Origin of the sequence: Desulfocurvus sp. (assembly GCF_023230885.1) — a bacterium.
Classification (GTDB): domain Bacteria; phylum Desulfobacterota; class Desulfovibrionia; order Desulfovibrionales; family Desulfovibrionaceae; genus Desulfocurvus.
This window is the reverse complement of the sequence record NZ_JALNWM010000023.1, coordinates 1-22,136: the sequence shown is the minus strand read 5'-3', so window position 1 is coordinate 22,136 and position 22,136 is coordinate 1. Positions and strand designations below refer to the sequence as shown.

Below are 22,136 nucleotides of genomic sequence, written 5' to 3'. Positions count from 1 at the left end.
TCATGGCCTTGGCTACTGGGCTCCGGCCGGGGCCTGGGGGGCGGCGGCCGGGGGCGCGGGTGTCGGGGCTGCGGGGGCGGGCGCCGGGGGTGCGGGCGGGGCGAGCCCCAGGACGCGGCCCAGCCCGTGCCAGTCGCTGATGAGCACGAAGCGGCCGTCCAGGAAGCGGGTGAAGTACACGCGGTCGAAGCCCTGGTGGTCCGTGGCCGAGAAGTCCAGGGTGTTGGCGATGCCCAGGGAGAAGTCGTGGATGGACTCCAGGGCGTCGAGCAGGCCCTCGCGGGTCAGCCCGCGTCCGGCGCGGCGCAGGCCCTCCACCAGCACCTTGGCGTTGATGTAGCCCTCCAGGCCCACGGAGTTGGGCCCCTCTCCGGGATAGTAGCGCGCCAGCAGCTCGGTGTATTCCCCGGCGCCCCACAGCAGGGTCTTGGACTCGGGCGCCTCCGGCGGCGGCACCACCTGGGTCACGAGAACCTTGTGCCCGTGGCTGGGGTCCAGGCGCCGGGCCAGCTCCTCGGCGCCGACGAAGGACACGTTGTGGAACAGCGGCTCGAAGCCGCGCTCGTGGGCCAGGCGGATGAACTTGGCGCAGGGCTCGTAGGTGCCGATCATGACCACCGCCTCGGCGCCCGAGGAGGCGATGCGCTCCAGGCCCTCCTCCACGTCCAGGGTGCCCCGGGCGTAGCTGCCCCGGGCCACCGGGGCCATGTCGTAGCGCTTGAGGGCCAGCTCGGTGCCCTTGAGGCCGTCGAAGCCGTATGCGTCGTACTGGTAGAACACGGCGATGCGCCTGATCCCCAGGTCCTCCACGAAGCGGCGCACGGCCTCGGCGGTCTCCTGGTAGTACGAGGCGCGCACGTTGATGATGTAGCGGTGGAAGGGCTCGCGCAGGGCGTTGGCGCCGGTGAACAGGCCCACCAGCGGAATCCCGGCCTCCTCGACCATGGGGATGATCTTTACCGCCGTCGGCGTGCCCACATAGCAGAACAGCGCGAAAACGTCGTCCTCGATGAGCAGCTTCTGGGTGTTGGCCACGCACAGGGCGGGTTCGTACTGGTCGTCGTAGGCGATGACGCGGATGGTGCGGCCGTGGACGCCGCCGCGTTCGTTGACGTGGCGGATGTAGCTCATGGCCCCGAGCAGGGTCTGCTTGCCGAGGTAGCTGGCGTGGCCGGACAGGGCCAGGGACGAGCCCAGCACGATTTCAGTGTCGGTGACGCCGGGGGTGGCGGCTGCGGTGGCGGAGTCGGGGGTGCCGCCGTCGCAGGCGGCCAGGGCCAGACAGCAGACCACGGCGAGAATCGCGAAGAACGCGAGGAACGGCGCGCGTTGCAAGGCTCCCTCCTTCCCCTGCTTCGCCCCGGCGGAGTCCGGGCCGAAATTTCGGCGCACGATAGCACACTGCCCGGGCGGGTCAAGGCGCGGGGCGCCCGGACCCGCCGCCCCGCGGCCCGGCCGGGAGGGCCCCGCCCGCCCCGGCGCGGCGGCACGGTGCCGTTCCCGAAGGTGCAAACCTGAGTTTGCAGCTGTGGGCCGCGAGTTTGCACCCCCGCCCGAAGGACGGGATATTTAGTTCTTTTATATCAGTAAGATAGATGCTCGCGCCTTCTGGCACAAACATTGCCTTACAGCAGGGAGAAACTGACCGTTCAGCAAGCGGCGCCGCCCCCGAAGCCCACGGGGGGCCGCCTCGGAGGCGCTGCCGCTTGCGGAACACGGACGCAACCCCCAACACCTTTTCAGACCGAGGAGGAATCCGCACATGGCCGAAAAGACCGAACAGACTCCGGGCGCGGTGGTCGACAACGCCGCTTCCACGTGGTCCGACCTGTGGACGAAGGAGGACTACTGGGCCATCTGGCTCGGCGCGCTCCTGCTCATCGTGGGCTGCATCATCTTCCTGCCCCGGCCGCCCGAGGGCATGCAGGAGGTCTTCGACAAGTCCAACGCCGTCATGCAGGCCGAGGCCGAACGCGCGCCGTTCAAGACCGTCGCCTGGTACAAGGCCCAGGACGCCAAGGAGAAGTTCAAGGCCCGCAACGAACCCTACGCCAAGTCCATCGGCAAGTGGCTGTCCACGCCCAAGGGCTGGAGCGACAACCCCCTGGACGCCCTGTACCTCTCCAAGGAGCGGGCCGAGGCTCTGAACGCCAAGGCCATGCCCAAGTATGAGGCCGCCAAGGAGAAGGCCGCCGCCGCCCTGGAAGAGGCCCTGGCCGCCGAGACCCTGGCCGCCGAGGCCGCCTTCCAGGACGCCACCCTGAACACCGCCGCCTCGGACAAGATCGACAACTGGCGCCGGGCCAGGAACGCCGAGAGCAAGGCCAAGTCCAAGACCCAGACCAAGGCCTTCAACATCATCCCCCACCTGCTGGGGCTCATGGTCATCATCGCGCTGTTCTTCTCCATCGGCATCAAGGCCATGGGCAAGGATACCGCCGGCTTCCTCAAGGGCTTCATCGCCGTCTTCGCCCTGGCGACCCTGGCCTACCTCATGGCCAACCAGTCGACCATGAAGCACTACGGCATCGGCGACGCCGCATGGGCCATCTTCGTGGGCATGCTCATCGCCAACACCATCGGCACCCCCCAGTGGGTCAAGCCCGCCCTGGAGGTCGAGTTCTACATCAAGACCGGCCTGGTGCTGCTGGGCGCCGAGGTGCTCTTCAACAAGATCATCGCCATCGGCGTGCCGGGCATCTTCGTGGCCTGGGTGGTCACGCCCATCGTGCTCATCTGCACCTTCATCTTCGGCCAGAAGGTGTTGAAGATCCCCTCCAAGACCCTGAACATCGTCATCTCCGCCGACATGTCCGTGTGCGGCACCTCGGCGGCCATCGCCACCGCCGCCGCCTGCCGCGCCAAGAAGGAGGAGCTGACCACCGCCATCGGCCTGTCCCTGGTCTTCACCGCCATCATGATGATCGTCATGCCCATGATCATCAAGGCCACCGGCATGCCCTACATCCTTGGCGGCGCCTGGATGGGCGGCACCATCGACGCCACCGGCGCCGTGGCCGCCGCGGGCGCCTTCCTCTCCGAGAAGGCCCTGTACGTCGCCGCGACCATCAAGATGATCCAGAACGTGCTCATCGGCGTCACCGCCTTCGGCGTGGCCGTGTACTGGTGCACGCGGGTCGAGTGCGAGGCCGGGCGCACCGTGGGCTGGGGCGAGATCTGGAACCGCTTCCCCAAGTTCGTGCTGGGCTTCCTGGCCGCCTCCGTCATCTTCTCCTGGCTGTACACCTACCTGGGCGAGGATGCCGGTTTCACCATGGTCGACCAGGGCGTGCTGCGCGGCTTCACCCGCGGCTTCCGCGGCTGGTTCTTCTGCCTGTCCTTCGCTGCCATCGGCCTGGCCACGAACTTCCGTGAGCTGCGCCACCACTTCAAGGGCGGCAAGCCCCTCATCCTGTATGTCTGCGGCCAGAGCTTCAACCTCGTGTTGACCCTGGTCATGGCCTATATCATGTTCTACTTGGTGTTCCCCGAGATCACCGCGAACATCTAGGCCCCGCGTCTCATCCTGTCCGGCGGGCGGCTTGGCCGCCCGCCGGACCCACCCCCCGGCCCCGGCCGGGGCAACCGGAGCCAGCAACGATGCAAGAAAAGAGCACCCTGCGCCGCTGGACGAGCCTCATCCTGGGCCTGGCCGCCACCTGGGCGGTCTGCTTCGTGGCCGCACCGGCCTTTGTGGAAAGCAACCAGACCATGACCCGTATGGCGCGCTTCATCGACGAGTCCGGCATCAACACCGGCAAGTTCTACTACACCGACGTGGAAGCCTGCGCCGTGGCCAATCTCAACACCCGCAACACGGTGCTCTACAGGCCCCACGGCCCCGGTCCGAAGCCGGTGGACTAGATTTTTCCGGACGCCCCGGGCCAGGCGGCGCGGCTCCGCCACCCTGCCGCGTCGACATCCTCCCCCTGTCGGCCCAAAGCGTCGTCGAGCCCCGGCGCCCGGTGTGGAACTTCCGCGCCGGGCGCCTTTCCCGTTCCCGCCGTCCGTTCCTGTCCCGTCCCCCGGGGCGCGCCGTGCGGCGGTTGACAAGCCGTCTCCCTTCGGCAACAACCTGGGCACGGAGCGCCCATGACCCATATCCCCGCCTCCCCCCCGCCGCCCATGACCGAACGCGAACTCCTCGCCTACGACCGGGCCCACCTGTGGCACCCCTACACCGGCATGGCCGATCCGCTGCCCGTGCGCGCCGTGGCCTCGGCCTCGGGGGTGCGCCTGCGCCTGCACGACGGGCGCGAGCTGGTGGACGGCATGTCCTCCTGGTGGGCGGCCATTCACGGCTATGGCCACCCCGTGCTGGTGCGCGCCCTGGGCGAGCAGGCCCGGGTCATGGCCCATGTCATGTTCGGCGGACTGACCCACGCCCCGGCGGTGGAGCTGGCCCGGCTGCTGGTGGAGCTGACCCCCGGGCCGCTCACGCGCGTGTTTTTCGCCGACTCGGGTTCCGTGTCCGTGGAGGTGGCCATCAAGATGGCCCACCAATACTGGCTCTCGCGCGGGGAGACGGGCCGCACGCGGCTCATGACCGTGCGCGGCGGCTACCACGGCGACACCTTCCAGGCCATGAGCGTGTGCGACCCCGTGACGGGCATGCACCAGGCCTTCGAGGGCGTCGTGGCGCGGCAGGTCTTCGCCCCGGCCCCCGGCCCGGCCTTCGGTCAGCCCTGGGACGAGGCCCATGCGGCCGGGTTCGCCCGGCTGCTGCGCGCCCACGCCGGCGAGCTGGCGGCGGTCATCCTGGAGCCCGTGGTCCAGGGCGCGGGGGGCATGCGCTTCTACAGCCCGGACTACCTGCGCCGGGTGCGCGAGCTGTGCGACGAGACCGGGGTGCTGCTCATCGCCGACGAGATCGCCACCGGCTTCGGGCGTACCGGGCGGCTGTTCGCCTGCCAGTGGGCGGACGTGGCGCCGGACATCCTGTGCCTGGGCAAGGCCCTTACGGGCGGAACCATGACCCTGGCCGCCACCCTGGCCACGGACCATGTGGCCGACACCATCTCGGGCGGGCGCCTGGGCACCCTGATGCACGGGCCGACCTTCATGGCCAACCCCCTGGCCTGCGCCGTGGCCCTGGCCAGCGTGCGCCTGCTGCTGGACTCGCCCTGGCAGCAGCGCGTGGCCGCCGTGGAGGCCGGGTTGCGCCGGGGCCTCGCGCCCTGCGCCGGGCTGGACACCGTGGCCGACGTGCGCGTGCTGGGGGCCATCGGCGTGGTGGAAACCCGCCGCCCCGTGAACATGGCCGCCATCCAGGACTTTTTCGTCTCCCGGGGCGTGTGGGTCCGGCCCTTCGGCAGGCTGGTCTACCTCATGCCGCCCTATTGCATCGGTCCGGACGACCTGGAGCGGCTGACCTCGGCCGTGGCCCGGGCCGTGGCCCGCGAGGAGCTTTTCACATGACCGCCCTGCCCAGGCGCCTTTTCGTCACCGGAACCGACACCGGCGTGGGCAAGACCGTGCTCTGCGCCATGCTCCTGGCCGCGCGCGGCGGGCGCTACTGGAAGCCCGTGCAAAGCGGCGCCCGGGAGGATTCGGACAGCCTGGCCGTGGCCCGGCTTTCGGGACGCGGGCCGGGCTGCCTGCTGCCCGAGGCCTACCGGCTGGCCGCGCCGCTCTCGCCCCACGAGGCCGCGCGCCTCGAAGGCGTGCGCATCGACCCCGCGCGGTTGGGCATCCCGCCGCTGCCCGCCGGGGAGCCCCTGGTGGTGGAGGGCGCCGGGGGCGCGCTGGTGCCCCTGGCCCCGGGCCTGCTGACGACCGACCTCATGGCCGCCCTGGGGCTGCCGGTGCTCGTGGCGGCCCGCAGCGGCCTGGGCACCATCAACCACACCCTGCTGACCCTGGAGGCTCTGCGCGCCCGGGGGCTGGACGTGGCCGGGGTCGTGCTCTGCGGCCCGCTCAACCCGGCCAACCGCCGGGCCATCGAGGAGTACGGGCGGGTGCGCGTGGCGGGGGAGCTGGAGCCCCTGGCCGCCCTGGGGCCGGAGGCCCTGCGCGCGGCCTGGGCCCGGGGCTTCCGGGGCTGCTAGGGCCGCGGCCTTGGCGTGGTTCCGGGGGGGCTTCGGATATGAAATTAATTATTCCAATGTGTTGCGCGCCATAACATGAAGCCGCGCCGTGCGGGCGCGGCGGCGGGCGAAACGCATGGACGCCCTGGCCCGGGCTGCCCGCCGTGCGGGCGCGGGCCTGGGGCGCATACCGTCCCTGCTGCGGACTCCGGCGGCGGCGTCGTGCGGGCGCGGACCTAGGAGAAGTCGGGCACCAGGTCGCACACGCAGGCCGCCAGCAGGGGCAGGAGTTCCCTGGTGCGCGAGTTGTAGCGGAATTCCAGTTCCTTCAGGTAGAGCGGGAAGCGCTGGGGCGTGACGCCGTGGTATTTGAGCAGCCGCTGGCCCGCATAGCTCCAGAACCCTTCGGGCGCGGTGTCGATGCTCACGCCGCGCCGGGAGCTTCTTACATAGTCGGCGGCGGGCGAGCCGCCCAGGCAGCAGATCAGGGTGTCGTAGCGCTGGTAGCGGTCGGTGTAGATCACGTTGCCCTGGCGCACGAGCCCGAGCTGGAAGTTGAGCTGGAAGTGGAGGATCGTCTCGGCGTCGAAGCCGGGCACAAGGTCCACGAAGACCCATTCCCGGCGGTCCATGATGCCGAAGACCGGGGTTTCCACCTTGCCGCAGGGCCCCGGGCGGTCCTTGAGCATCCGGCCGGACAGGGTCAGCCCCAGGCAGGACTGTTCGCCCAGCAGCTGCTTGGCGTCCAGGGCGTGGGCCATGATGGCGAAGCGCAGGGTGTTCACGGCCTTGTAGGCCGTGTTGTACGACAGGCCGAGTTCGAGGGAGACCTGGCGGGCCGTGGCCTCGGCGGCGAACAGGTTCATGACCCGCAGCCAGTCGCGGCAGCTCAGGTTGCAGTTGTTGATCCAGCGGCCCGAGAAATCCTGGAAGGTGTAGCGGCAGCGCGCGCAGCGCCTGCGCCCGCTTTTCAGGCGGTAGTTCTTGCGGCTCTTGCAGCGCGGGCAGAAGCGCTGGTGGTTCTCCCAGCAGTGGCGCAGCAGGTAGCGTTCGGCGCTGGCCTCGTCGGCCACCAGGGCCTCGAACTGGTCCCGGTCCATGGGCATGCCGTTTCCTAGCCGCCGATGGACGACATGACCCGGTCGCAGACCTGGGCCCGCCTGCGCATTTCCAGCAGTTCGTGGCCCAGGGGCTTGGTGCGCAGGGCGCGGCGCATGATGTCCACCACGCGCTCCAGGCCCAGGTGCGGGTGGCGCAGGGCGGGCCGCAGCCGGTATTCCTTGTCCGAGAACAGGCAGGTGCGCAGGCGGCCGTCGGAGGTGACGCGCAGCCGGTTGCAGCTCTTGCAGAAATGGTCGGACAGGGGCGAGATGACCCCCAGGCGGCCCCGGCCGCCCGCGATGGTGTACAGCCGCGCCGGGCCCTCGGCGCGGCTGTGGCGTTCCACGGGGGTCAGGCGGACCATCTCCCCGGCCCTGGCGACGATTTCCCGGGCGGTCCAGGTGGCGGCGTCGTTCCAGCGCGTGGCCGCGCCGATGGGCATGAACTCGATGAAACGCACGTCCACGGGCTTGTCGCAGGCCAGGCGCACGAAGGCGGGCAGCTCCGAGTCGTTGACGCCCTTCATGGCCACCACGTTGATCTTCACCCGCAGGTGCAGGGCCAGGCATTCGTCGATGGCCGCCAGGACGCGGTCGAGCATGTCGCGCCCGGTGATTTCGCGAAAGCGCGCCGGGTCCAGGGTGTCCATGGAGATGTTGATGCGCCGTACGCCCAGGTGCTTGACGGCGGCGGCCTTGCCGCCCAGCAGGGTGGCGTTGGTGGTGATGCGCACGTCCAGGTCGGGGCAGTTCTCGCGCAAGAGGCCGAGGAAGGCCAGGAAGTCGCGCCGGGCAAAGGGCTCGCCGCCGGTGAGCCGCAGCTTCTCGACCCGCAGGGCCCGCGCCGCGCGTGCCAGGGCGACCATCTCCTCGTAGCTCAGGATGTTTTCGTGGGCCAGGTAGTCCAGCTCCTGGCCCGAACGGCAGTAGAAGCAGTTCAGGTTGCAGCGGTCGGTGACCGACAGGCGCAGGTAGCTGACTTCGCGGCCGTATCCGTCGACAAGCATCGATCCACTCCTTGCCGCGTCCGGCCGTGGGCGGCGGGCGGCGATCCGGGGGGCGGCGGGCGCCGGCGGCCGGGCGTTTCCGGCGCCCCGGTGGCCCTGGCTGCCGACACTATCATCCCCGCCCGGCGGCGTCGATGGTCTTGTACGTCCGGGGCGCGCCCCGGGGCGGGGGAGGGCGGCCCCCCAGAGCAGGCGCAGGACGCCTGCGCACCCCGGTCCGCATTCACGAATTGACGCTGGGCGCCAGTCCTCGTACTGTGCGCGCCGCCCCGCCGCCCGGAAGACCGCGCGCGGCTTCCGGGCCGGGGCCTGGGCGTGCGCCCGGCGCCCGGGCCCGGCGGCGCCCACATTTCCCCGGCCCGCGCCGGAACACGCGCGGCGGCGCCCCCCGCCGCCAGGAGAAAACGACCATGCAAAGCACCCTGGAGCGCCAGATCGCCCGGCGGCGCACCTTCGGCATCATCAGCCACCCCGACGCAGGCAAGACCACCCTCACCGAAAAGCTCCTGCTCTTCGGCGGCGCCATCCAGATGGCGGGCTCAGTGCGCGCGCGCAAGGCCGACCGCCACGCCACCAGCGACTGGATGGCCATCGAGCGCGACCGGGGCATCTCCGTCACCAGCTCGGTGTTGCAGTTCGACTACCGCGACTACGAGATCAACCTGCTGGACACTCCCGGCCACCAGGACTTTTCCGAAGACACCTACCGCGTGCTTACCGCCGTGGACAGCGCGGTCATGGTCATAGACTGCGCCAAGGGCGTGGAAACCCAGACCCGCAAGCTCATGGAGGTCTGCCGGATGCGCAACACGCCCATCCTGACCTTCATCAACAAGCTGGACCGCGAGGGCCGCGACCCCTTCGAGATCATGGACGAGATCGAGGAAACCCTGCAGATCGAGTGCGCGCCCCTGTCCTGGCCCATCGGGCGCGGCGGGGACTTCCTGGGCATCTACCACCTGCACCGCCGCGAGGTGACCCTGTTCGTCCCCGGGCGGGGCCCCGAGGCAGGCGACGCCGTGACCATCCACGACCTCGCGGACCCGCGCCTGGACGAACTGCTGGGCGACAAGGCCGACACCCTGCGCGAGGATGTGGAGCTGCTCCAGGGCGCGGGCAACGCCTTCGACCTGGACGCCTTCCTCAAGGGCAGCCAGACGCCGGTCTTCTTCGGCAGCGCGGTGAACAACTTCGGGGTGCGCGAGCTGCTGGACAGCTTCGTGGATATCGCCCCGGCGCCGCAGCCGCGCGCCGCGGCCACCCGCGTGGTCCGCCCCGAGGAGCCGGAGTTCTCGGGCTTCGTCTTCAAAGTCCAGGCCAATATGGACCCCGCCCACCGCGACCGCATCGCCTTCGTGCGCATCTGCTCCGGGCGCTTCGAGCGCGGGATGCGCGTGCGCCACCACCGCGTGGGCAAGGACATCGCCATCGCCAGCCCCATCATGTTCCTGGCCCAGGAGCGCACCGCCGTGGAGGAGGCCTGGCCCGGAGACATCATCGGCATCCGCAACCACGGCACCATCCGCATCGGCGACACATTCAGCGAGAAGGAACCCCTGGCCTTCACGGGCATCCCCAACTTCGCGCCCGAGCACTTCCGCGTGGTGCAACTGCGCACGCCGCTCAAGGCCAAGCAGCTGCGCAAGGGCCTGCAACAGCTGGTGGAAGAAGGCGCGGCGCAGCTCTTCCTGCCGCTGCTGGGGGCCGACCTGATCCTGGGCGCCGTGGGCGTGTTGCAGTTCGAGGTCATCGTCGCCCGGCTGCGCGACGAATACGGGGTCGACGCCAGCTACGTCTCCACGCCGTACACCACAGCGCGCTGGGTCGACTGCAAGGACAAGGCCCGGCTCAAGGCCTTCGAGAAGGGGCAGGCCGGAAACCTGGCCCGCGACGCCGAGGGCCACCTGACCCTGCTGGCCGCCGGGGCCTGGCAGCTGGGGCACATCAAGGACCTCTGGCCGGAAATCGAGTTCTTCACCACCCGCGAATGCCAGCGCGGCACCGAGGACGGCGCGGCCCCGGCCTAGCGGTAGCGCGCCAGGATGGCCTCCAGGGTCCCGTCGCGGACCATGCCGCGCATGGCTTCCTCCATGACCTCGCGCCGGACCAGGGCCCGGGGGCTCCGGCGCGAGATGGTCAGGTAGGACGGCTTTCCGGGCACGACAAAGGGCGAGCGCTCCAGGTCCACGCCCAGGTGCATGAGCAGGTAGTCGGCCTCCTGCACGGGGATGAGCATGGCGTCGCACTCGCCGGTGAGCACCTTCTCCACGGCCTGGATCTGGTCGAAGCACTCCACCTTGCGCAGGGTCCGGTCGTCGTCGAACTCCGGATAGTAGCGCGCGCCGCGCAGCACGGCCACGGCCAGGCCCCCCAGGTCGGCATGGGCGCGCACGGGGCTGGTGCCGGGGTAGACGTAGAAACCCTTGTCGGCCGGGGGGAAGCGCACCGTGGTGTAGGCCATGAACGCCTCGCGCTCGGGGGTCCGGTTGGGGCCGAGCATGATGTCGGCCTCGCCCTGTTCCATCATCGCCAGGCAGCGCTGGAAGGGCGCTTCCACAAAGCGCACGCCCAGCCCCGTCCGCCGGGCTATCTCGTTCATGACATCGAAGTAGATGCCGTAGAAGCCGCCGTTTTCGATGATCCGGAACGGCGGGGCGTGGTTGCCGACCACGACCAGGTCCCCCTCCGCGCCCCGGGCGGCCGCCGGAAGGGCCAGGGCCGCATACAGGGCCAGCAACAGGGCCACGCGGGCCGCACAGGATACCGTGCTCATTTGAAATGAAACTCCTCCACGCCGGTCCAGTCCGGGCCGGGCTCGCGGGCCAGGGCGCGCGCCGTGCGCTCCAGGTACAGGCGCGTCAGCCGGCCGGGCGCGGCGGCGTGCAGCGCCAAAAGGGCCTCGCGCGCCCGAGCCCAGCGCCGGGCGCGATAGTCCGCGTAGGCCGCGTTCCAGGCGTCCAGCCCCTCCAGGGCCGCCCGGGGCGCGGCCAGCTCCGGATGCGCCCCATCCGGCCGGGTGCCCAGCAGCTCGCATACGGCCACAGGCCGGAGCGCGCCCTTGGGCAGGGCCACATCCACCGCGCGGAACACGAATTCGTCCCCGGCCGCGTCGGCCACGGCCTGGCTGGCCAGGATGGTCGTGCCGTAGAACTTGTTCATGCCCTCCAGGCGCGCGGCGACGTTCACCGCCGAGCCCATGGCCGTGTAGTTCAGGCGGTCCGAGGACCCGATGTTGCCCACCACGGCCTCGCCCCGGTGCAGGCCGAAGCGCGTGGCCAGCATCCGGCAGCCGTCCGGCCCGGGAACACAGTGGTCCGCGAGGGCCGAGGCCCCGCGCAGGGCGGCCAGGCAGGCCAGGGCCGTGTGGTCCGGCGTGCGGGTCGGGGCGTTCCAGAAGGCCATCACCGAATCGCCGATGAACTTGTCGATGGTGCCGTCCGCGCCGCTGATCGTTCCGCCCAATATGCTAAAATAGTTGGATAGAATCGTCATGAGCGCTTCGGGGGGCATGGTGTCGGACAGGGTGGTGAAGTCGGCGATGTCGGTGAACAGGATGGTCAGCTCGCGGCGGTCGCCGCCCAGGCGCGGCTCGGCCCCGGACTCCACGAGCCTGCGCACCAGGTCGCGCGGGATGTACTGGCCGAAGGAACGCAGGGCGCCCTTCATGCGGCTCATGGAGGTGGACAGGTTGTCGACCTCGATGATGCGCGAGCGCAGGTTCAGGGTCGAGTCCAGGTCGAAGCGCTTGATGCGCTCGGCCTCGGCGGCCATGAGGTTCAGCGGGCGGGCGATGCGCCGGGCCACCAGGACGATGAGCGGCATGGCGGCCAGCAGCGCCGCCAGGGAAAACAGCAGAAGATTGGTGCGCACGCGGTTCAGCGGGGCGACGAAACGCTCCTGGGGGGCGACCACGGCCACGAACTCGTGGCTGCCCACGTTGCCCAGGGGCGTGATCATGGACAAAAAGCGCCGCCCGCCGACATCGAACCCCGTGATGGCGTTCTCCATGTCCGCCCCGCTGGCGTACTGATCGTAGACGCCCTGGATGACCGGGTCGTCCAGGGTGGCGATGCGCGCGGGCAGGTTCCACGGGCGGCCCTGGCGGTCGGTGACGCGGCGCACGACCCTGCCGGGCTCGCGGTGCCCCGTGAGCTGGCCGTCGGCGGCGAAGGTGAACACCTGGCCCCCGTCGCCCAGGTCGTAGCCGCGCAGGATCCGCGACAGGCCGCCCAGGGTCAGGTCGATGCCCAGCACCCCGCCCACGGGCGTCGCGAAGCTGCGGGCGACGGTGGTGCCCAGGTCGCGCGTGCTGGCGAACACATAGAGCTTGGTCTTCACCAGCTCGTCGCGCGGGCGGGCCAGCTTGTACCAGGGGCGCCTGCGCGGGTCGAAGGCCGTGGGCTCGGTGCGCCGGGCCAGGGGGCGGCGCCGGGCGTCCAGGAAGGTCCAGCTCTGGGCGGTGCTGCCGTAGGACCCGGGGCTGACGTGGCGCAGGGCGTAGCTGGCCAGGGGCGGCGCCCGCAGCGCCTGGCGCACGGCCACTGCGCCGCGCAGGTGGATCGCCTGGTAGAACTCGCCGTCGTCCCAGCCCAGGAAGATGCTGTAGATGTGCTCGTTGCAGTCCAGGGCGGCCAGGAAGGCCCCGGCCAGGGGATGGTCCGTGCCCTCGGGCTTCACGGCCACCTCCGGGGCCAGGGGCAGGGCCGCGCCCAGGGTCCGCACGGGCGCGTAGATGGCGTCCATGTCGCGCAGGATGGCCCCGTTGACCTCGCGCATCAGGTCCTGGGCCATGTCCAGGGCCGCTTCGATATTCTTCTGGTAGCCGTACCAGGTCAGCAGCCCCGCCAGGGTCAGGGCCACGGCGAAAAAGATGGTCTGGATGGAAACGCTGAGGCTGACGCGCAGGCGGGCGAGCATCGGGCACCCTGGGTCGGAAGTTATAATTTATTATCTATATGCTTGCATCCCAAGCAAAGAGCAAGGGATATTCCGGCTGCGCGCTCCCGTCGCGCCGGGGGCGGTCAAACGGGTTGTGCCCGGGGCCGCGGGCCCGTATGCTGGGGCCGACCAAACAAGCGAGGCAGCATGACCCCACCGGACACCATGCGCTGGGAGCGCCTGCTCGACAGCGGGCGATACGGCACGGACAGGCCCGAGCCCGACCCCGGGCAGGACCCGCGCAGCCCCTTCGAGCGCGATTACGACCGCATCGTCTTTTCCGGGCATTTCCGCAGGCTCGGCCGCAAGACCCAGGTTCACCCGCTGAACGAGAACGACCACATCCACACCCGGCTGTCGCACAGCATGGAATCGGCCAGCCTGGGCCGCAGCCTGGGCGTGCATGTGGGCCGCCTGCTGGAGGCCGGGGGCGAGCTGCCCGGCGGGCTGTGCCCCGGGCACGTCGGCCAGGTGGTCCAGGCGGCCTGCCTGGCCCACGACATCGGCAACCCGCCTTTCGGCCACAGCGGCGAGGAGGCCATCAAGGCCTGGTTCAAGGCCTGGCTGGCCGACAACGACACGCTGGCCGCCGCCCTGTCCGCCGCGCAGCGGGCCGACCTGACGCGCTTCGACGGCAACGCCATGGCCCTGCGGATCATGGTCCGCACCGGGTTCGAGGAAAACGGCACGGGCATGCGCCCGACCCTGGCCGTGCTGGGCGCGCTGATGAAATATCCGCGCACGGCCGACAACGCCCCGCCGGGCAAGGACAAGTTCAGCTGCCTGCACGGCGAGCGTTCGACGCTGGAGCAGGTGGCCGCCCGGCTGGGCCTGCCGGGCCCCCCCGGCGACCATCGCCGCCACCCCCTGGCCTTCCTCACCGAGGCCGCCGACGACATCTGCTACCGGGTCATGGACCTGGAAGACGCCATGGAGCTGGACATCCTGCCCGGGCGCTTCCTGCTGGACGAGTTCAAGGATGCCCTGGAAATGGACGCCGCCAGGGTCGACGACTACGCCGCCCGGCCCCGGCGCTCGCGCAACGGCAGCCTGCGCGCGGCCATCATGACCCGGGCCATCGGGGCCTGCGTCGCGGCCTTCAGGGACAATTACGACGCGATCATGCGCGGGGAGTTCGCCCCCGGGCTGTTGGACGTTGCCCGGGAGCCGGCCAGCCAGCGCCTGCGCGAGGTCTACGGCGAGGTGGAGGACCGCCTGTTCCGCTCCCGGCGCAAGGTGGAGCTGGAACTCGGGGCCCAGCGCTCCCTGGGGCTGTTGCTGGACACCCTTATCCCCGGCGCCCTGGCCCTGTGCGCGGATGCGCCCCCGGCGCGGGGCGGCCTCTGCACCCCGGCCCAGGCCGCGGCCCTCCTGGGCCGCGAGCGGGCCGAAACCCTGCGCGCGCCCGGAGCCGGGCCCTACGAGGCCGCCGTGCTGGTGCTCGACTACCTGGCGGGCATGACCGACCACTACGCCACGGCCCTGAGCCGCCGGTTCATGGGCCTGGGAGGCTGACCATGCATGCCCCGGCCCGGAATCCGGCGCAGGCCCTGGCCCGGGATGTGGCCCGGGAGCTGGAGCGCGAAACCCCCGCCGGGGCGGAGGTGGAGCGCCTGGCGCGCACGGCCCTTGGCGGCGCCGACGACGCGGCCCTGGCCGCGCTGCTGGCCGGGGCCGACGCCGCCGACGGCGACCCCGACGCCGCGCTGCTGGCCGAGCTGCTGCTCTTTCCGGACCGGGAGATGCAACGCGCCCTGGAGCCCGCCCTGGCCGAGGCCGACGCGGCCCTGGCCGGAGGGGACGGCGCCCAAGCCCTGGGCCGGGCCCTGGCGGCCCTGGAGCCCCGGGCGCGCTTCCTGCTGCCCGGGGGGCGCGCGGTGACCCTGCGGCCCGACCAGGCCGCCTGCGCCGGGATCGCCCGGCGGCTGCGCCCGGGCCACGGCGCGCCCCCCGCCCTGGCCCGGGCGGTGGACGCCGCCCTGGCTCCCGAGGGGGCCCTGGCCGCCCGCGCGGCCCTGCGCCACAGCCGCTGCCCCTGGACCGCGCGCAACCTGGAGCTGCTCGTGCGGCTGGCGGCCTCGCCCCTGGCCGGGCCGGAGCTGCCCGCGCTGCTGGCCTACGCCTGCGCCCTGCTGCCGGGCCTGGCCGAGGGGGCGGACCTGGCCGTGGCCCTGGCCCGGGCCCACGCCGCCGCCCGGCGGCACCTGGAGGCCCACCGGCACTTCGCCCGGCGACTGGCGGCCCAGAACTTCGAGACCCTGATCCTGCGCGGCGAGCGCGCCCCCCACGCCGACCCCGAGGCCCTGCGCCACGAAATGCGCATGGCCGACCGGCTTTCGCTCATCCTGTGCGCCGTGCCCGCCGCCGCCCCCGACATCGCCCACCGCCACCTGGGCGCGGGCACCCCGGGCGACGGCCTGTGGGACCCCGACCCTCCCGACCCGACGCTGCCCGACCTGCCCTAAGCCTGAACGTTCGCATCATTCCGCCCCGCGCCCTGTTTCACGCCCCTGCGCCAATGCATTGCGTAGCGCGGGCAAACAGCGTAGGAGAGCGGTCCCCGGCGTCTGGCCGGACCCACCATCACGAGGACAACACCATGCCCAGGAACAAGGCTCGCAACGAAAAGATCCGCAATATCGCCATCATCGCCCACGTCGACCACGGCAAGACCACCCTCACGGACCAGATGCTCCGCCAAAGCGGCCTGTTCCGCGACAACCAGGAAGTCCAGGACCGCGTGATGGACTCCATGGACCTGGAGCGCGAGCGCGGCATCACCATCGCCGCCAAGAACTGCTCCATCGTCTGGCGGGGGGTGAAGGTCAACGTCATCGACACCCCCGGCCACGCCGACTTCGGCGGCGAGGTGGAGCGCGCCCTGTCCATGGCCGACGGCGCCATCCTGCTGGTGGACGCCTCCGAGGGCCCGCTGCCGCAAACGCGCTTCGTGCTGGAAAAGGCCCTGGCCGCGCACCTGGCCGTGTTCGTGGTCGTCAACAAGATCGACCGCGCCGACGCGCGGCCCGAAGAGGTGCTGAGCGAGGTCTACGACCTGCTCATCGACCTGGGCGCCAGCGACGAGCAGCTCGACTTCCCGCTGTTCTACGCCGTGGGCCGCGACGGCGTGGCCTCGCGCAGCCTGGACGAGCCCGGGCAGAACCTGCACTGCCTCATGGACGCCATCGTTTCGGACATGCCCGCCCCGGTCTACGACGCCGACGCGCCCTTCCAGATGCTCGTGTCCGACCTGGGCTATTCGGACTACCTGGGGCGGCTGGCCGTGGGCCGCGTCCTGGGCGGCACCGTGCGCGGCAACCAGAGCCTGGTGCGCATCGGCGAGAGCGGCACGCCCAAGCCCCTGCGCGTCACGCGCCTGCAAACCTACCGCGGCCTGCAACTGGCCGACGCCGACAGCGCCGACCCCGGCGACATCATCGTGCTCTCGGGCATCGAGGACGTGCGCATCGGCGACACCATCTGCACCGCCGCCGAGCCCCGGGCGCTGCCGCGCATCACCGTGGACGAACCCACCGTCTCCATGCGCTTTTCCATCAACACCTCGCCCCTGGCCGGCCGCGAGGGCAAGAACGTGACCTCCTCCAAGATCCGCGACCGGCTGATGCGCGAGGCTCTGTCCAACGTGGCCATCCGCGTGGAGGACACCGACGAGCGCGACGCCTTCGTGGTCAAGGGCCGGGGCGAGTTCCAGATGGCCATCATCATCGAGACCATGCGCCGCGAGGGCTTCGAGCTGAGCGTGGGCCGCCCCGAGGTCATCCTCAAGCGCGACGACCAGGGCCGCGTGCTGGAGCCCATCGAGCACCTCTATGTGGACTGCGACGAGGCCTTCGCGGGGGTGGTCACCGAAAAGCTGGCCATTCGCAAGGGACGGCTGACCAACATGGTCAACAACGGCTCGGGGCGCGTGCGCCTGGAGTTCTCCGTGCCCTCGCGCGGGCTCATCGGCTACCGTGACGAATTCCTCACCGACACCAAGGGCACGGGCATCATGAACTCGTACCTCTCGGGTTACGAGGAACATCGCGGCGACTTCCCCACGCGCTTTTCCGGGTCCATCGTTGCCGACCGCCCGGGCAGCGCCGTGCCCTACGCCCTGTTCAACCTCGAGCCGCGCGGCCAGCTGTTCGTGCGCGCCGGGGATCCGATCTACGAGGGCATGATCGTCGGCGAGCACAACCGCGACAACGACATCGACGTGAACCCCTGCAAGGAAAAGAAGCTGACCAACATGCGCGCCTCGGGCAAGGACGAGGCCGTGGTGCTGACCAACGTGCAGACCATGACCCTGGAGCGCGCCCTGCACTTCATCCGCGAGGACGAGCTGGTGGAGGTCACGCCGCGATCCGTGCGCCTGCGCAAGGCCGTGCTGCCCGCCACCCTGCGCCACCAGGCCGCGGGCAAGAAAAAGAAGGGCTAGCCCGGGCGGCGGGAACCGCCGCCGCACCGCCCGCGCCCCGGGCCCCCGCGCGGGGGCCCGGGCGCGGCCGCCCGGCCGGCGGCGCGCAATATGTCGCGCCGGGAGGACCGGCAGGACGGTTCAGCCCGGGCTTGAGCCAGGACCGCGATTGACGGGGAAGGGCTCCTTCGCGGGCGTTTTTTGGGGGGGCGGCGGACGCCGACGCCGGACGCGTGGAGCGCGCGGTGCCCCTGCGGGCGCCTTTAGGGGAGAGGCGGCGGGCCCCGTGCGGACTCCGGGTGGCCCCGGGTGGACCCCGGCCAGGGGGCACCGGGGGCTGTTCCGGCACTATTTTTCCACCCGGGGTTTTGGCCCTTGACTGGCCCCCGAGCCTCGGCTATCAACGGTTCTCGCGCAAATTGCCAGCGTAGCTCAGTTGGTAGAGCAGCTGATTCGTAATCAGCAGGTCCGGAGTTCAAATCTCCGCGCTGGCTCCAGAGAAATCAAGGGATTGTGCTCCTCCGCACGGGAGGGGCGCAATCCCTGTTCGCATTTTGGACGCAGGCGCCGCGCCCGGCGCGGGAGAGGCTTGCCGGGGTTCCCGCCCTGCCGGGCCCCGAATTGACACCGCCGGGGGCCGCCCGTAGGATTTGCGTCGGCCCGGGGCTCGGTCCGGGGCCCGGCCCGGGGCCGCGCCGCCCGCCGCCTGTCGCCCGCGCCTTCCGGATGCGCAACGATCTGCCCGCCCCCCGCCGACCGAGCAGGCTCTGCGCGCCGCGCCGGGACGCCCCGGAATCGTCGCGCCTCCGGGAGTGCGGGAAACGGGTCTCCGGCGGAAGGCGCCGCAGACGTGGGCGCGTCGCGCCTCCGGGGGTGCGGGAAACGGGCCGAGCCGGTGTCCATATCGTCGCCGCGTCGGCCGCGCCCCCGGCATCGCGGGAAACGGCCCGAGACGCGCGGGCCGGGTGAGCTGCTTGGCGGTCGGCCGTGCCCCCGGGAGCGCGGGAAACGGCCCGGCCCTGTCGGCCCGCGCGGGCCTGCGGCCCCCCGGATTTCACAGGCGCCCGGGCGCGCTGTGTCCGCAGGCGGTATGGCCTCCCGGTTTTTCGCGCGTCCCCGGGTGCGCGGGGATTTTTCGAGCCTGTTGGGCCGCCCGGCGCTTTTCCCCGTGCGCGCAGGCGTCCCATTTATCCCGTGCGCCCGGGCGCGCGCAAGGAACCTCATGAGCGAAACCCTCAACGCGCTGGTGCTGGCCGGAGGCCGGAGCCGCCGCCTGGGCCGGGACAAGGTCGCGCTGCCCGTGGGCGGGCGGCCGCTGCTGGCGCGTACCGTCGCCCTGGCCGCGCGCCACGCCGCGCGGGTATGGGTGTCCGGGCGCGACCCCGGCCCCCTGGGGCTGGAGACGCCCTGGCTGCCCGACGACACCCCCGGCATGGGCCCCCTGGGCGGCATCCTCACCGGGCTGCGCCATGTGGGCGGGCCGCTGCTGGTGCTGGCCTGCGACCTGCCCCTGCTGGACGACTCCGTCGTGGGGCGCCTGGTGGCCGGGCGCGCGGCGCGCCCCGCCGGGGCGGTCATGACCACCTTTCGCGACGAACCGGACGGACGCATCGAGCCGCTGGTGGCGGTGTACGAACAGGCGGCCGGGCCGCTGCTGGCCGCCGCCGCCGCCCGGGGGCTCTACGCCCTGGCCCGCGCCGTGCCGCCCCCGGCGCGCCACCACCTGCCCCGTTCCCCGCGCGAAGCCGACGTATTCCTGAACATCAATTTCCCGGCGGACCTGGAGCGGCTGGCGGAACTGCTGCCCGGGGCGGGCAGGCCCTAGCAGGCCGCGTGCACGGAATCCAGGGCCTGTTGCAGCTCGCCGATACCCAGGCCGAGGTGGGTGTCGAATTCCAGACCCACCTCGCTTTCCGTCAGCCAGGCCACCCGGCAGGCCAGGCCGTCGAGAATCCGTCCCGAGGCCGTGAGCCGGGCGTGGAGCAGGGCGTTTTGGTCCAGGCGCAGGCCCGGCCCCCCCGAGGGGGCATCCAGGCGCAGGCGCGAGGACGCGGCGTTGATGTCGATGAGCCGGGCGGGCAGGGTCCGTCCGCCCGCCGCCAGGGTGCAGCGGTGGGCCCCGGCGTAGGCCTTGACCATCCTGTTCAGGGGCAGCCCGGCGCGCTGCGGGCCGGGGTTCGCCCCCGTCGTCCGGGTCGCCGGGCGGATCTTTTCCTTGGTCATGCTTTCCTCCCCGGCGGGACGTTGTCCCGCCGGGAAAAGGAAAGCACCGCGCCGTGACGCGGCCATGAGCGCCGCGTGACGTTTGGGCGGCGTCACTGCCCGGGCAGCATGTATTGGATGTAGTAGCCGCTGGTGGGGTAGGCCCAGATGGTCCGGCGCACCTCGTGTGCCGTGAGCCCCAGGCGCACGGCCAGGGCGAAGGTGTTGACGAGCTCCTCGGCGTGGTGCCCGGCCAGGTGCGCGGCCACGATGCGCCCGTCCGGCGCGGTGAGGATCTTGTAGCCCGTGTGGGTTTCGCCCAGGCGCTGCCAGGGCAGCCAGTCGTTCATGTCGCCCTGGTGCGCGGTCACCTCCAGCCCGTGGGCCCGGGCCTCGGCCTCGGTGGGGCCCACGGCGGCCAGGGGCGGGATGCTGAACACCACGCGCGGGATGCCCGCCTGGTCGACGGTCAGGCTGTTGCCGTGGATCATGTTGTGCGCCGCCACCTGCCCTTCGTTGTTGGAGGAGGGCGTCAGGGCGAAGGGGGTGCTGGCGGCGTCGCCCCCGGCGTAGACCGCCGGGTTGCTGGTGCTTTGCATGTATTCGTTGACCAGGATGCCGCGCGGCCCGAAGGCCACCCCGGCCGCCTCGAGGCCCAGGCCGTCCAGGGCCGGGACGCGCCCCGCGCCGTGAACGACCATGTCGCAGGGGAAGACCTCGGCGCCGTCGGGCCCGGCGTGCACGGCGAGGCTCCCGTCCGCCGCCCGGGCCACGGCGCGCACGGGCATGGCGGCGTGCACCTCGATGCCCGCCTGGCGCGAGGCCTGCGCCACGACTTCGGCCAGCCCGGGCTCGAAGCCGCCCAGGACCTGGGCCCCGCGATGCAGCACCGTGGCCCGCGCCCCGGCCCGGGCCGCCAAGTGGGCGAATTCGAAGGAGATGTAGCCGCCGCCGATGAAGACGATGCGCCCGGGCAGGGCCGCGAGGTCCAGGAAAGCGTCGGACAGGGTGACGAACTCTTCGCCGGGGATGCCCAGGGGTGCCGGATACGCGCCGGGGCCGAGGAAGATGCGCCCGGCCTCCAGGGGCTGGCCGTCCACCTCCAGGGTGCGCGGCCCGGTGAGCCGCGCGTGGCCGTGCAGGGTGTCGATGCCGCGCCGGGAATAGGCGGCCTCGATGCGGCCGGGCATCTTGTCCACGAACCCGGCCTTGAAGGCTTGCAGGGCCGCCCAGTCCACCTCGGGCTCGCCGCGCAGGCCCTTGCCATGCAGCCCCCGGGCCAGGGCCACGATCTGCGCCGCGCCCAGGAGCACCTTCTTGGGGTTGCAGCCCCGCAGGGGGCAGGTGCCGCCGAAGCGGTCGGACTCCACGATGGCCACGGTCATGCCCGCGTCGCGGCAGGCCCTGGCCGCGGCCCCGCCCGCCACGCCGGCGCCGACGACCACCAGATCGTACTGTTTGCTCATGGTTCCTCCGCCACAGGGGTTTCCAGTGTCCGTCACCAAAACACGAAGCGGCGTGTTTTGGCAACCCGCCCTGCGCAGGGCGCGGCGGCTAGCGGATGAGCAGGAAGTAGCCCGAGCCCGAGGCGGCCAGGAGCGCGCAGGGCACCACCAGCCTGCGCCACACGCGCGACAGCTCCACCTGGAAAAACTGGCAGGTGAGGATGAAGCAGATGTGCAGGGGCGAGATCATGACCCCGGTAAAGCCGAAGAACTGGGCCAGGACCAGGTAGGGCAGGGTCTGGTCCTGCATGCCCAGACCCTCCAGGATGCCCAGCAGCAGCGGGAATGTCGCGCCCACGAAGGCCACGTTGATGCCCGAGATGGCGCCCACCAGGAAGGGCAGGAACACCGCCGAGGCCAGCAGGGCCACCTCGCCCCCGGCCATGCCCGCCAGCTCGTGGACCACGCCTGCGGCCTGCATGGTCTCCTTGAAGACGAAGATGGCCACGATGACGAAGAGCATGGAGTAGAGGTGGCGGCTGGCGAGGGTCTGGCGCACGGGGGCCAGGGGGAAGCCGTTCTGGGCCAGTAGGACCACGATGGCCGCCAGCAGCGCCGCGAGCACGCCCCACTCGAAGGGCACCCCCGGCAGCAGCAGGCCGATGGCGCCCTCCAGGGCGACGGCGCCCCCGATGGCCACCAGCAGCGGCAGCCCGAGGACGAGGATGCCCGCCAGGGAGGTCCGGGCCGTGGTCACGGGGGCGGGCGTTTCCTCGATGCGCAGCCGCCCCGGGCGCAGCACGAAGACCCAGCCCAGCAGCAGGCACAGCGGCACCGCCGGGAAGGTCCAGGCGATGAGCTGGTGGATGGGCAGTCCGCCCAGGGACGCCGTGAGGATCATGCCCGGGTACAGCGGCCAGCCCAGCTCCCAGACGTGGCGGAACCAGTAGTTGATCAGGGCCTTGTCCGCCGCGTCCACGCTCATGCGCCGCGAGACC

General features: G+C 71.4%; 17 protein-coding genes and 1 tRNA gene. 10 read left to right on the top strand and 8 right to left on the bottom strand.

Annotated elements, in window-relative coordinates; all coding sequences use genetic code 11:
• Window positions 1-12: 12 nt before the first annotated feature.
• A complete protein-coding gene (locus M0P34_RS02925) occupies window positions 13-1,281 on the bottom strand; it encodes an ABC transporter substrate-binding protein (RefSeq protein WP_291496195.1) in 1,269 nt (422 codons plus the stop codon).
• Between the two features lie 481 nt (window positions 1,282-1,762).
• Here M0P34_RS02925 and M0P34_RS02920 point away from each other — a divergent pair, with 481 nt between their 5' ends.
• The 4 genes from M0P34_RS02920 to bioD all read left to right on the top strand — a co-directional run bounded on the left by M0P34_RS02920 (window position 1,763) and on the right by bioD (window position 6,047).
• The gene (locus M0P34_RS02920; RefSeq protein WP_291496193.1) at window positions 1,763-3,511 is read left to right on the top strand and encodes a putative sulfate exporter family transporter; all 1,749 of its coding nucleotides are present in this window, start codon (window positions 1,763-1,765) and stop codon (window positions 3,509-3,511) included.
• An 89-nt stretch (window positions 3,512-3,600) separates the two neighbouring features.
• Complete coding sequence (locus M0P34_RS02915; protein WP_291496191.1) at window positions 3,601-3,864, top strand: hypothetical protein; 264 nt, start codon at window positions 3,601-3,603, stop codon at window positions 3,862-3,864.
• Window positions 3,865-4,092: 228 nt separating this feature from the next.
• Window positions 4,093-5,418, top strand: a complete 1,326-nt coding sequence (gene bioA, locus M0P34_RS02910; RefSeq protein ID WP_291496189.1) for an adenosylmethionine--8-amino-7-oxononanoate transaminase — start codon at window positions 4,093-4,095, stop codon at window positions 5,416-5,418.
• Entirely contained in the window at window positions 5,415-6,047 is a 633-nt protein-coding gene (gene bioD / locus M0P34_RS02905) for a dethiobiotin synthase (RefSeq protein ID WP_291496187.1), read from the top strand. The genes bioA and bioD overlap by 4 nt, the downstream gene beginning before the upstream one ends.
• A 215-nt stretch (window positions 6,048-6,262) precedes the next feature.
• On the opposite strand, the gene M0P34_RS02900 is transcribed toward bioD, so the two are convergent.
• The gene (locus M0P34_RS02900) at window positions 6,263-7,132 is read right to left on the bottom strand and encodes an IS1595 family transposase (RefSeq protein WP_291496185.1); all 870 of its coding nucleotides are present in this window, start codon (window positions 7,130-7,132) and stop codon (window positions 6,263-6,265) included.
• 8 nt (window positions 7,133-7,140) lie between these two features.
• Entirely contained in the window at window positions 7,141-8,133 is a 993-nt protein-coding gene (moaA, locus tag M0P34_RS02895) for a GTP 3',8-cyclase MoaA (RefSeq protein ID WP_291496178.1), read from the bottom strand.
• Between the two features lie 410 nt (window positions 8,134-8,543).
• On the opposite strand from moaA, the gene M0P34_RS02890 reads away from it, so the two are divergent.
• Window positions 8,544-10,160: a peptide chain release factor 3 gene (locus tag M0P34_RS02890; RefSeq protein WP_291496176.1), complete on the top strand. Its 1,617-nt coding sequence runs from the start codon at window positions 8,544-8,546 to the stop codon at window positions 10,158-10,160.
• On the opposite strand, the gene M0P34_RS02885 is transcribed toward M0P34_RS02890, so the two are convergent.
• Entirely contained in the window at window positions 10,157-10,906 is a 750-nt protein-coding gene (locus tag M0P34_RS02885) for a transporter substrate-binding domain-containing protein (RefSeq protein ID WP_291496174.1), read from the bottom strand. The two genes, M0P34_RS02890 and M0P34_RS02885, sit on opposite strands and share 4 nt — an antisense overlap.
• Window positions 10,903-13,050, bottom strand: coding sequence for an adenylate/guanylate cyclase domain-containing protein (locus M0P34_RS02880; RefSeq protein ID WP_291496172.1), 2,148 nt, complete (start codon window positions 13,048-13,050; stop codon window positions 10,903-10,905). Before M0P34_RS02880 ends, M0P34_RS02885 begins: the two co-directional genes overlap by 4 nt.
• Window positions 13,051-13,218: 168 nt before the next feature.
• On the opposite strand from M0P34_RS02880, the gene dgt reads away from it, so the two are divergent.
• From dgt to M0P34_RS02855, 5 genes are all read left to right on the top strand, one after another.
• A complete protein-coding gene (gene dgt / locus M0P34_RS02875; RefSeq protein ID WP_291496170.1) occupies window positions 13,219-14,586 on the top strand; it encodes a dGTP triphosphohydrolase in 1,368 nt (455 codons plus the stop codon).
• A 2-nt stretch (window positions 14,587-14,588) separates the two neighbouring features.
• Window positions 14,589-15,536 (top strand): hypothetical protein, encoded by a 948-nt coding sequence (locus tag M0P34_RS02870; protein WP_291496168.1) that lies wholly within the window; start codon window positions 14,589-14,591, stop codon window positions 15,534-15,536.
• Between the two features lie 134 nt (window positions 15,537-15,670).
• Window positions 15,671-17,512, top strand: a complete 1,842-nt coding sequence (gene typA, locus M0P34_RS02865; RefSeq protein ID WP_291496166.1) for a translational GTPase TypA — start codon at window positions 15,671-15,673, stop codon at window positions 17,510-17,512.
• 400 nt (window positions 17,513-17,912) lie between these two features.
• Window positions 17,913-17,988 (top strand) — tRNA-Thr (locus M0P34_RS02860).
• 725 nt (window positions 17,989-18,713) lie between these two features.
• Window positions 18,714-19,316 carry a molybdenum cofactor guanylyltransferase gene (locus M0P34_RS02855; RefSeq protein ID WP_291496164.1) on the top strand — a complete coding sequence of 201 codons (603 nt, stop codon included), beginning with the start codon at window positions 18,714-18,716 and terminating at the stop codon, window positions 19,314-19,316.
• On the opposite strand, the gene M0P34_RS02850 is transcribed toward M0P34_RS02855, so the two are convergent.
• From M0P34_RS02850 to M0P34_RS02840, 3 genes are all read right to left on the bottom strand, one after another.
• Window positions 19,313-19,714 (bottom strand): hypothetical protein, encoded by a 402-nt coding sequence (locus M0P34_RS02850; protein ID WP_291496162.1) that lies wholly within the window; start codon window positions 19,712-19,714, stop codon window positions 19,313-19,315. The two genes, M0P34_RS02855 and M0P34_RS02850, sit on opposite strands and share 4 nt — an antisense overlap.
• Window positions 19,715-19,806: 92 nt before the next feature.
• Entirely contained in the window at window positions 19,807-21,159 is a 1,353-nt protein-coding gene (locus M0P34_RS02845; RefSeq protein WP_291496160.1) for an NAD(P)/FAD-dependent oxidoreductase, read from the bottom strand.
• Window positions 21,160-21,247: 88 nt separating this feature from the next.
• A partial coding sequence (locus M0P34_RS02840) for a DUF401 family protein (protein ID WP_291496158.1) occupies window positions 21,248-22,136 on the bottom strand: 889 nt, incomplete at its 5' end.

What these genes read in the sequence shown, in the direction of transcription:
- bioD (WP_291496187.1), top strand. Translation starts at nt 5,415, where the DNA reads ATGACCGCCCTGCCCAGGCGCCTTTTCGTCACCGGAACCGACACCGGC.
- M0P34_RS02845 (WP_291496160.1), bottom strand. Translation starts at nt 21,159, where the DNA reads ATGAGCAAACAGTACGATCTGGTGGTCGTCGGCGCCGGCGTGGCGGGC.
- M0P34_RS02890 (WP_291496176.1), top strand. Translation starts at nt 8,544, where the DNA reads ATGCAAAGCACCCTGGAGCGCCAGATCGCCCGGCGGCGCACCTTCGGC.
- M0P34_RS02855 (WP_291496164.1), top strand. Translation starts at nt 18,714, where the DNA reads ATGAGCGAAACCCTCAACGCGCTGGTGCTGGCCGGAGGCCGGAGCCGC.
- M0P34_RS02915 (WP_291496191.1), top strand. Translation starts at nt 3,601, where the DNA reads ATGCAAGAAAAGAGCACCCTGCGCCGCTGGACGAGCCTCATCCTGGGC.
- moaA (WP_291496178.1), bottom strand. Translation starts at nt 8,133, where the DNA reads ATGCTTGTCGACGGATACGGCCGCGAAGTCAGCTACCTGCGCCTGTCG.
- M0P34_RS02880 (WP_291496172.1), bottom strand. Translation starts at nt 13,050, where the DNA reads ATGCTCGCCCGCCTGCGCGTCAGCCTCAGCGTTTCCATCCAGACCATC.
- M0P34_RS02870 (WP_291496168.1), top strand. Translation starts at nt 14,589, where the DNA reads ATGCATGCCCCGGCCCGGAATCCGGCGCAGGCCCTGGCCCGGGATGTG.
- dgt (WP_291496170.1), top strand. Translation starts at nt 13,219, where the DNA reads ATGACCCCACCGGACACCATGCGCTGGGAGCGCCTGCTCGACAGCGGG.
- bioA (WP_291496189.1), top strand. Translation starts at nt 4,093, where the DNA reads ATGACCCATATCCCCGCCTCCCCCCCGCCGCCCATGACCGAACGCGAA.
- M0P34_RS02885 (WP_291496174.1), bottom strand. Translation starts at nt 10,906, where the DNA reads ATGAGCACGGTATCCTGTGCGGCCCGCGTGGCCCTGTTGCTGGCCCTG.
- typA (WP_291496166.1), top strand. Translation starts at nt 15,671, where the DNA reads ATGCCCAGGAACAAGGCTCGCAACGAAAAGATCCGCAATATCGCCATC.
- M0P34_RS02900 (WP_291496185.1), bottom strand. Translation starts at nt 7,132, where the DNA reads ATGCCCATGGACCGGGACCAGTTCGAGGCCCTGGTGGCCGACGAGGCC.
- M0P34_RS02920 (WP_291496193.1), top strand. Translation starts at nt 1,763, where the DNA reads ATGGCCGAAAAGACCGAACAGACTCCGGGCGCGGTGGTCGACAACGCC.
- M0P34_RS02850 (WP_291496162.1), bottom strand. Translation starts at nt 19,714, where the DNA reads ATGACCAAGGAAAAGATCCGCCCGGCGACCCGGACGACGGGGGCGAAC.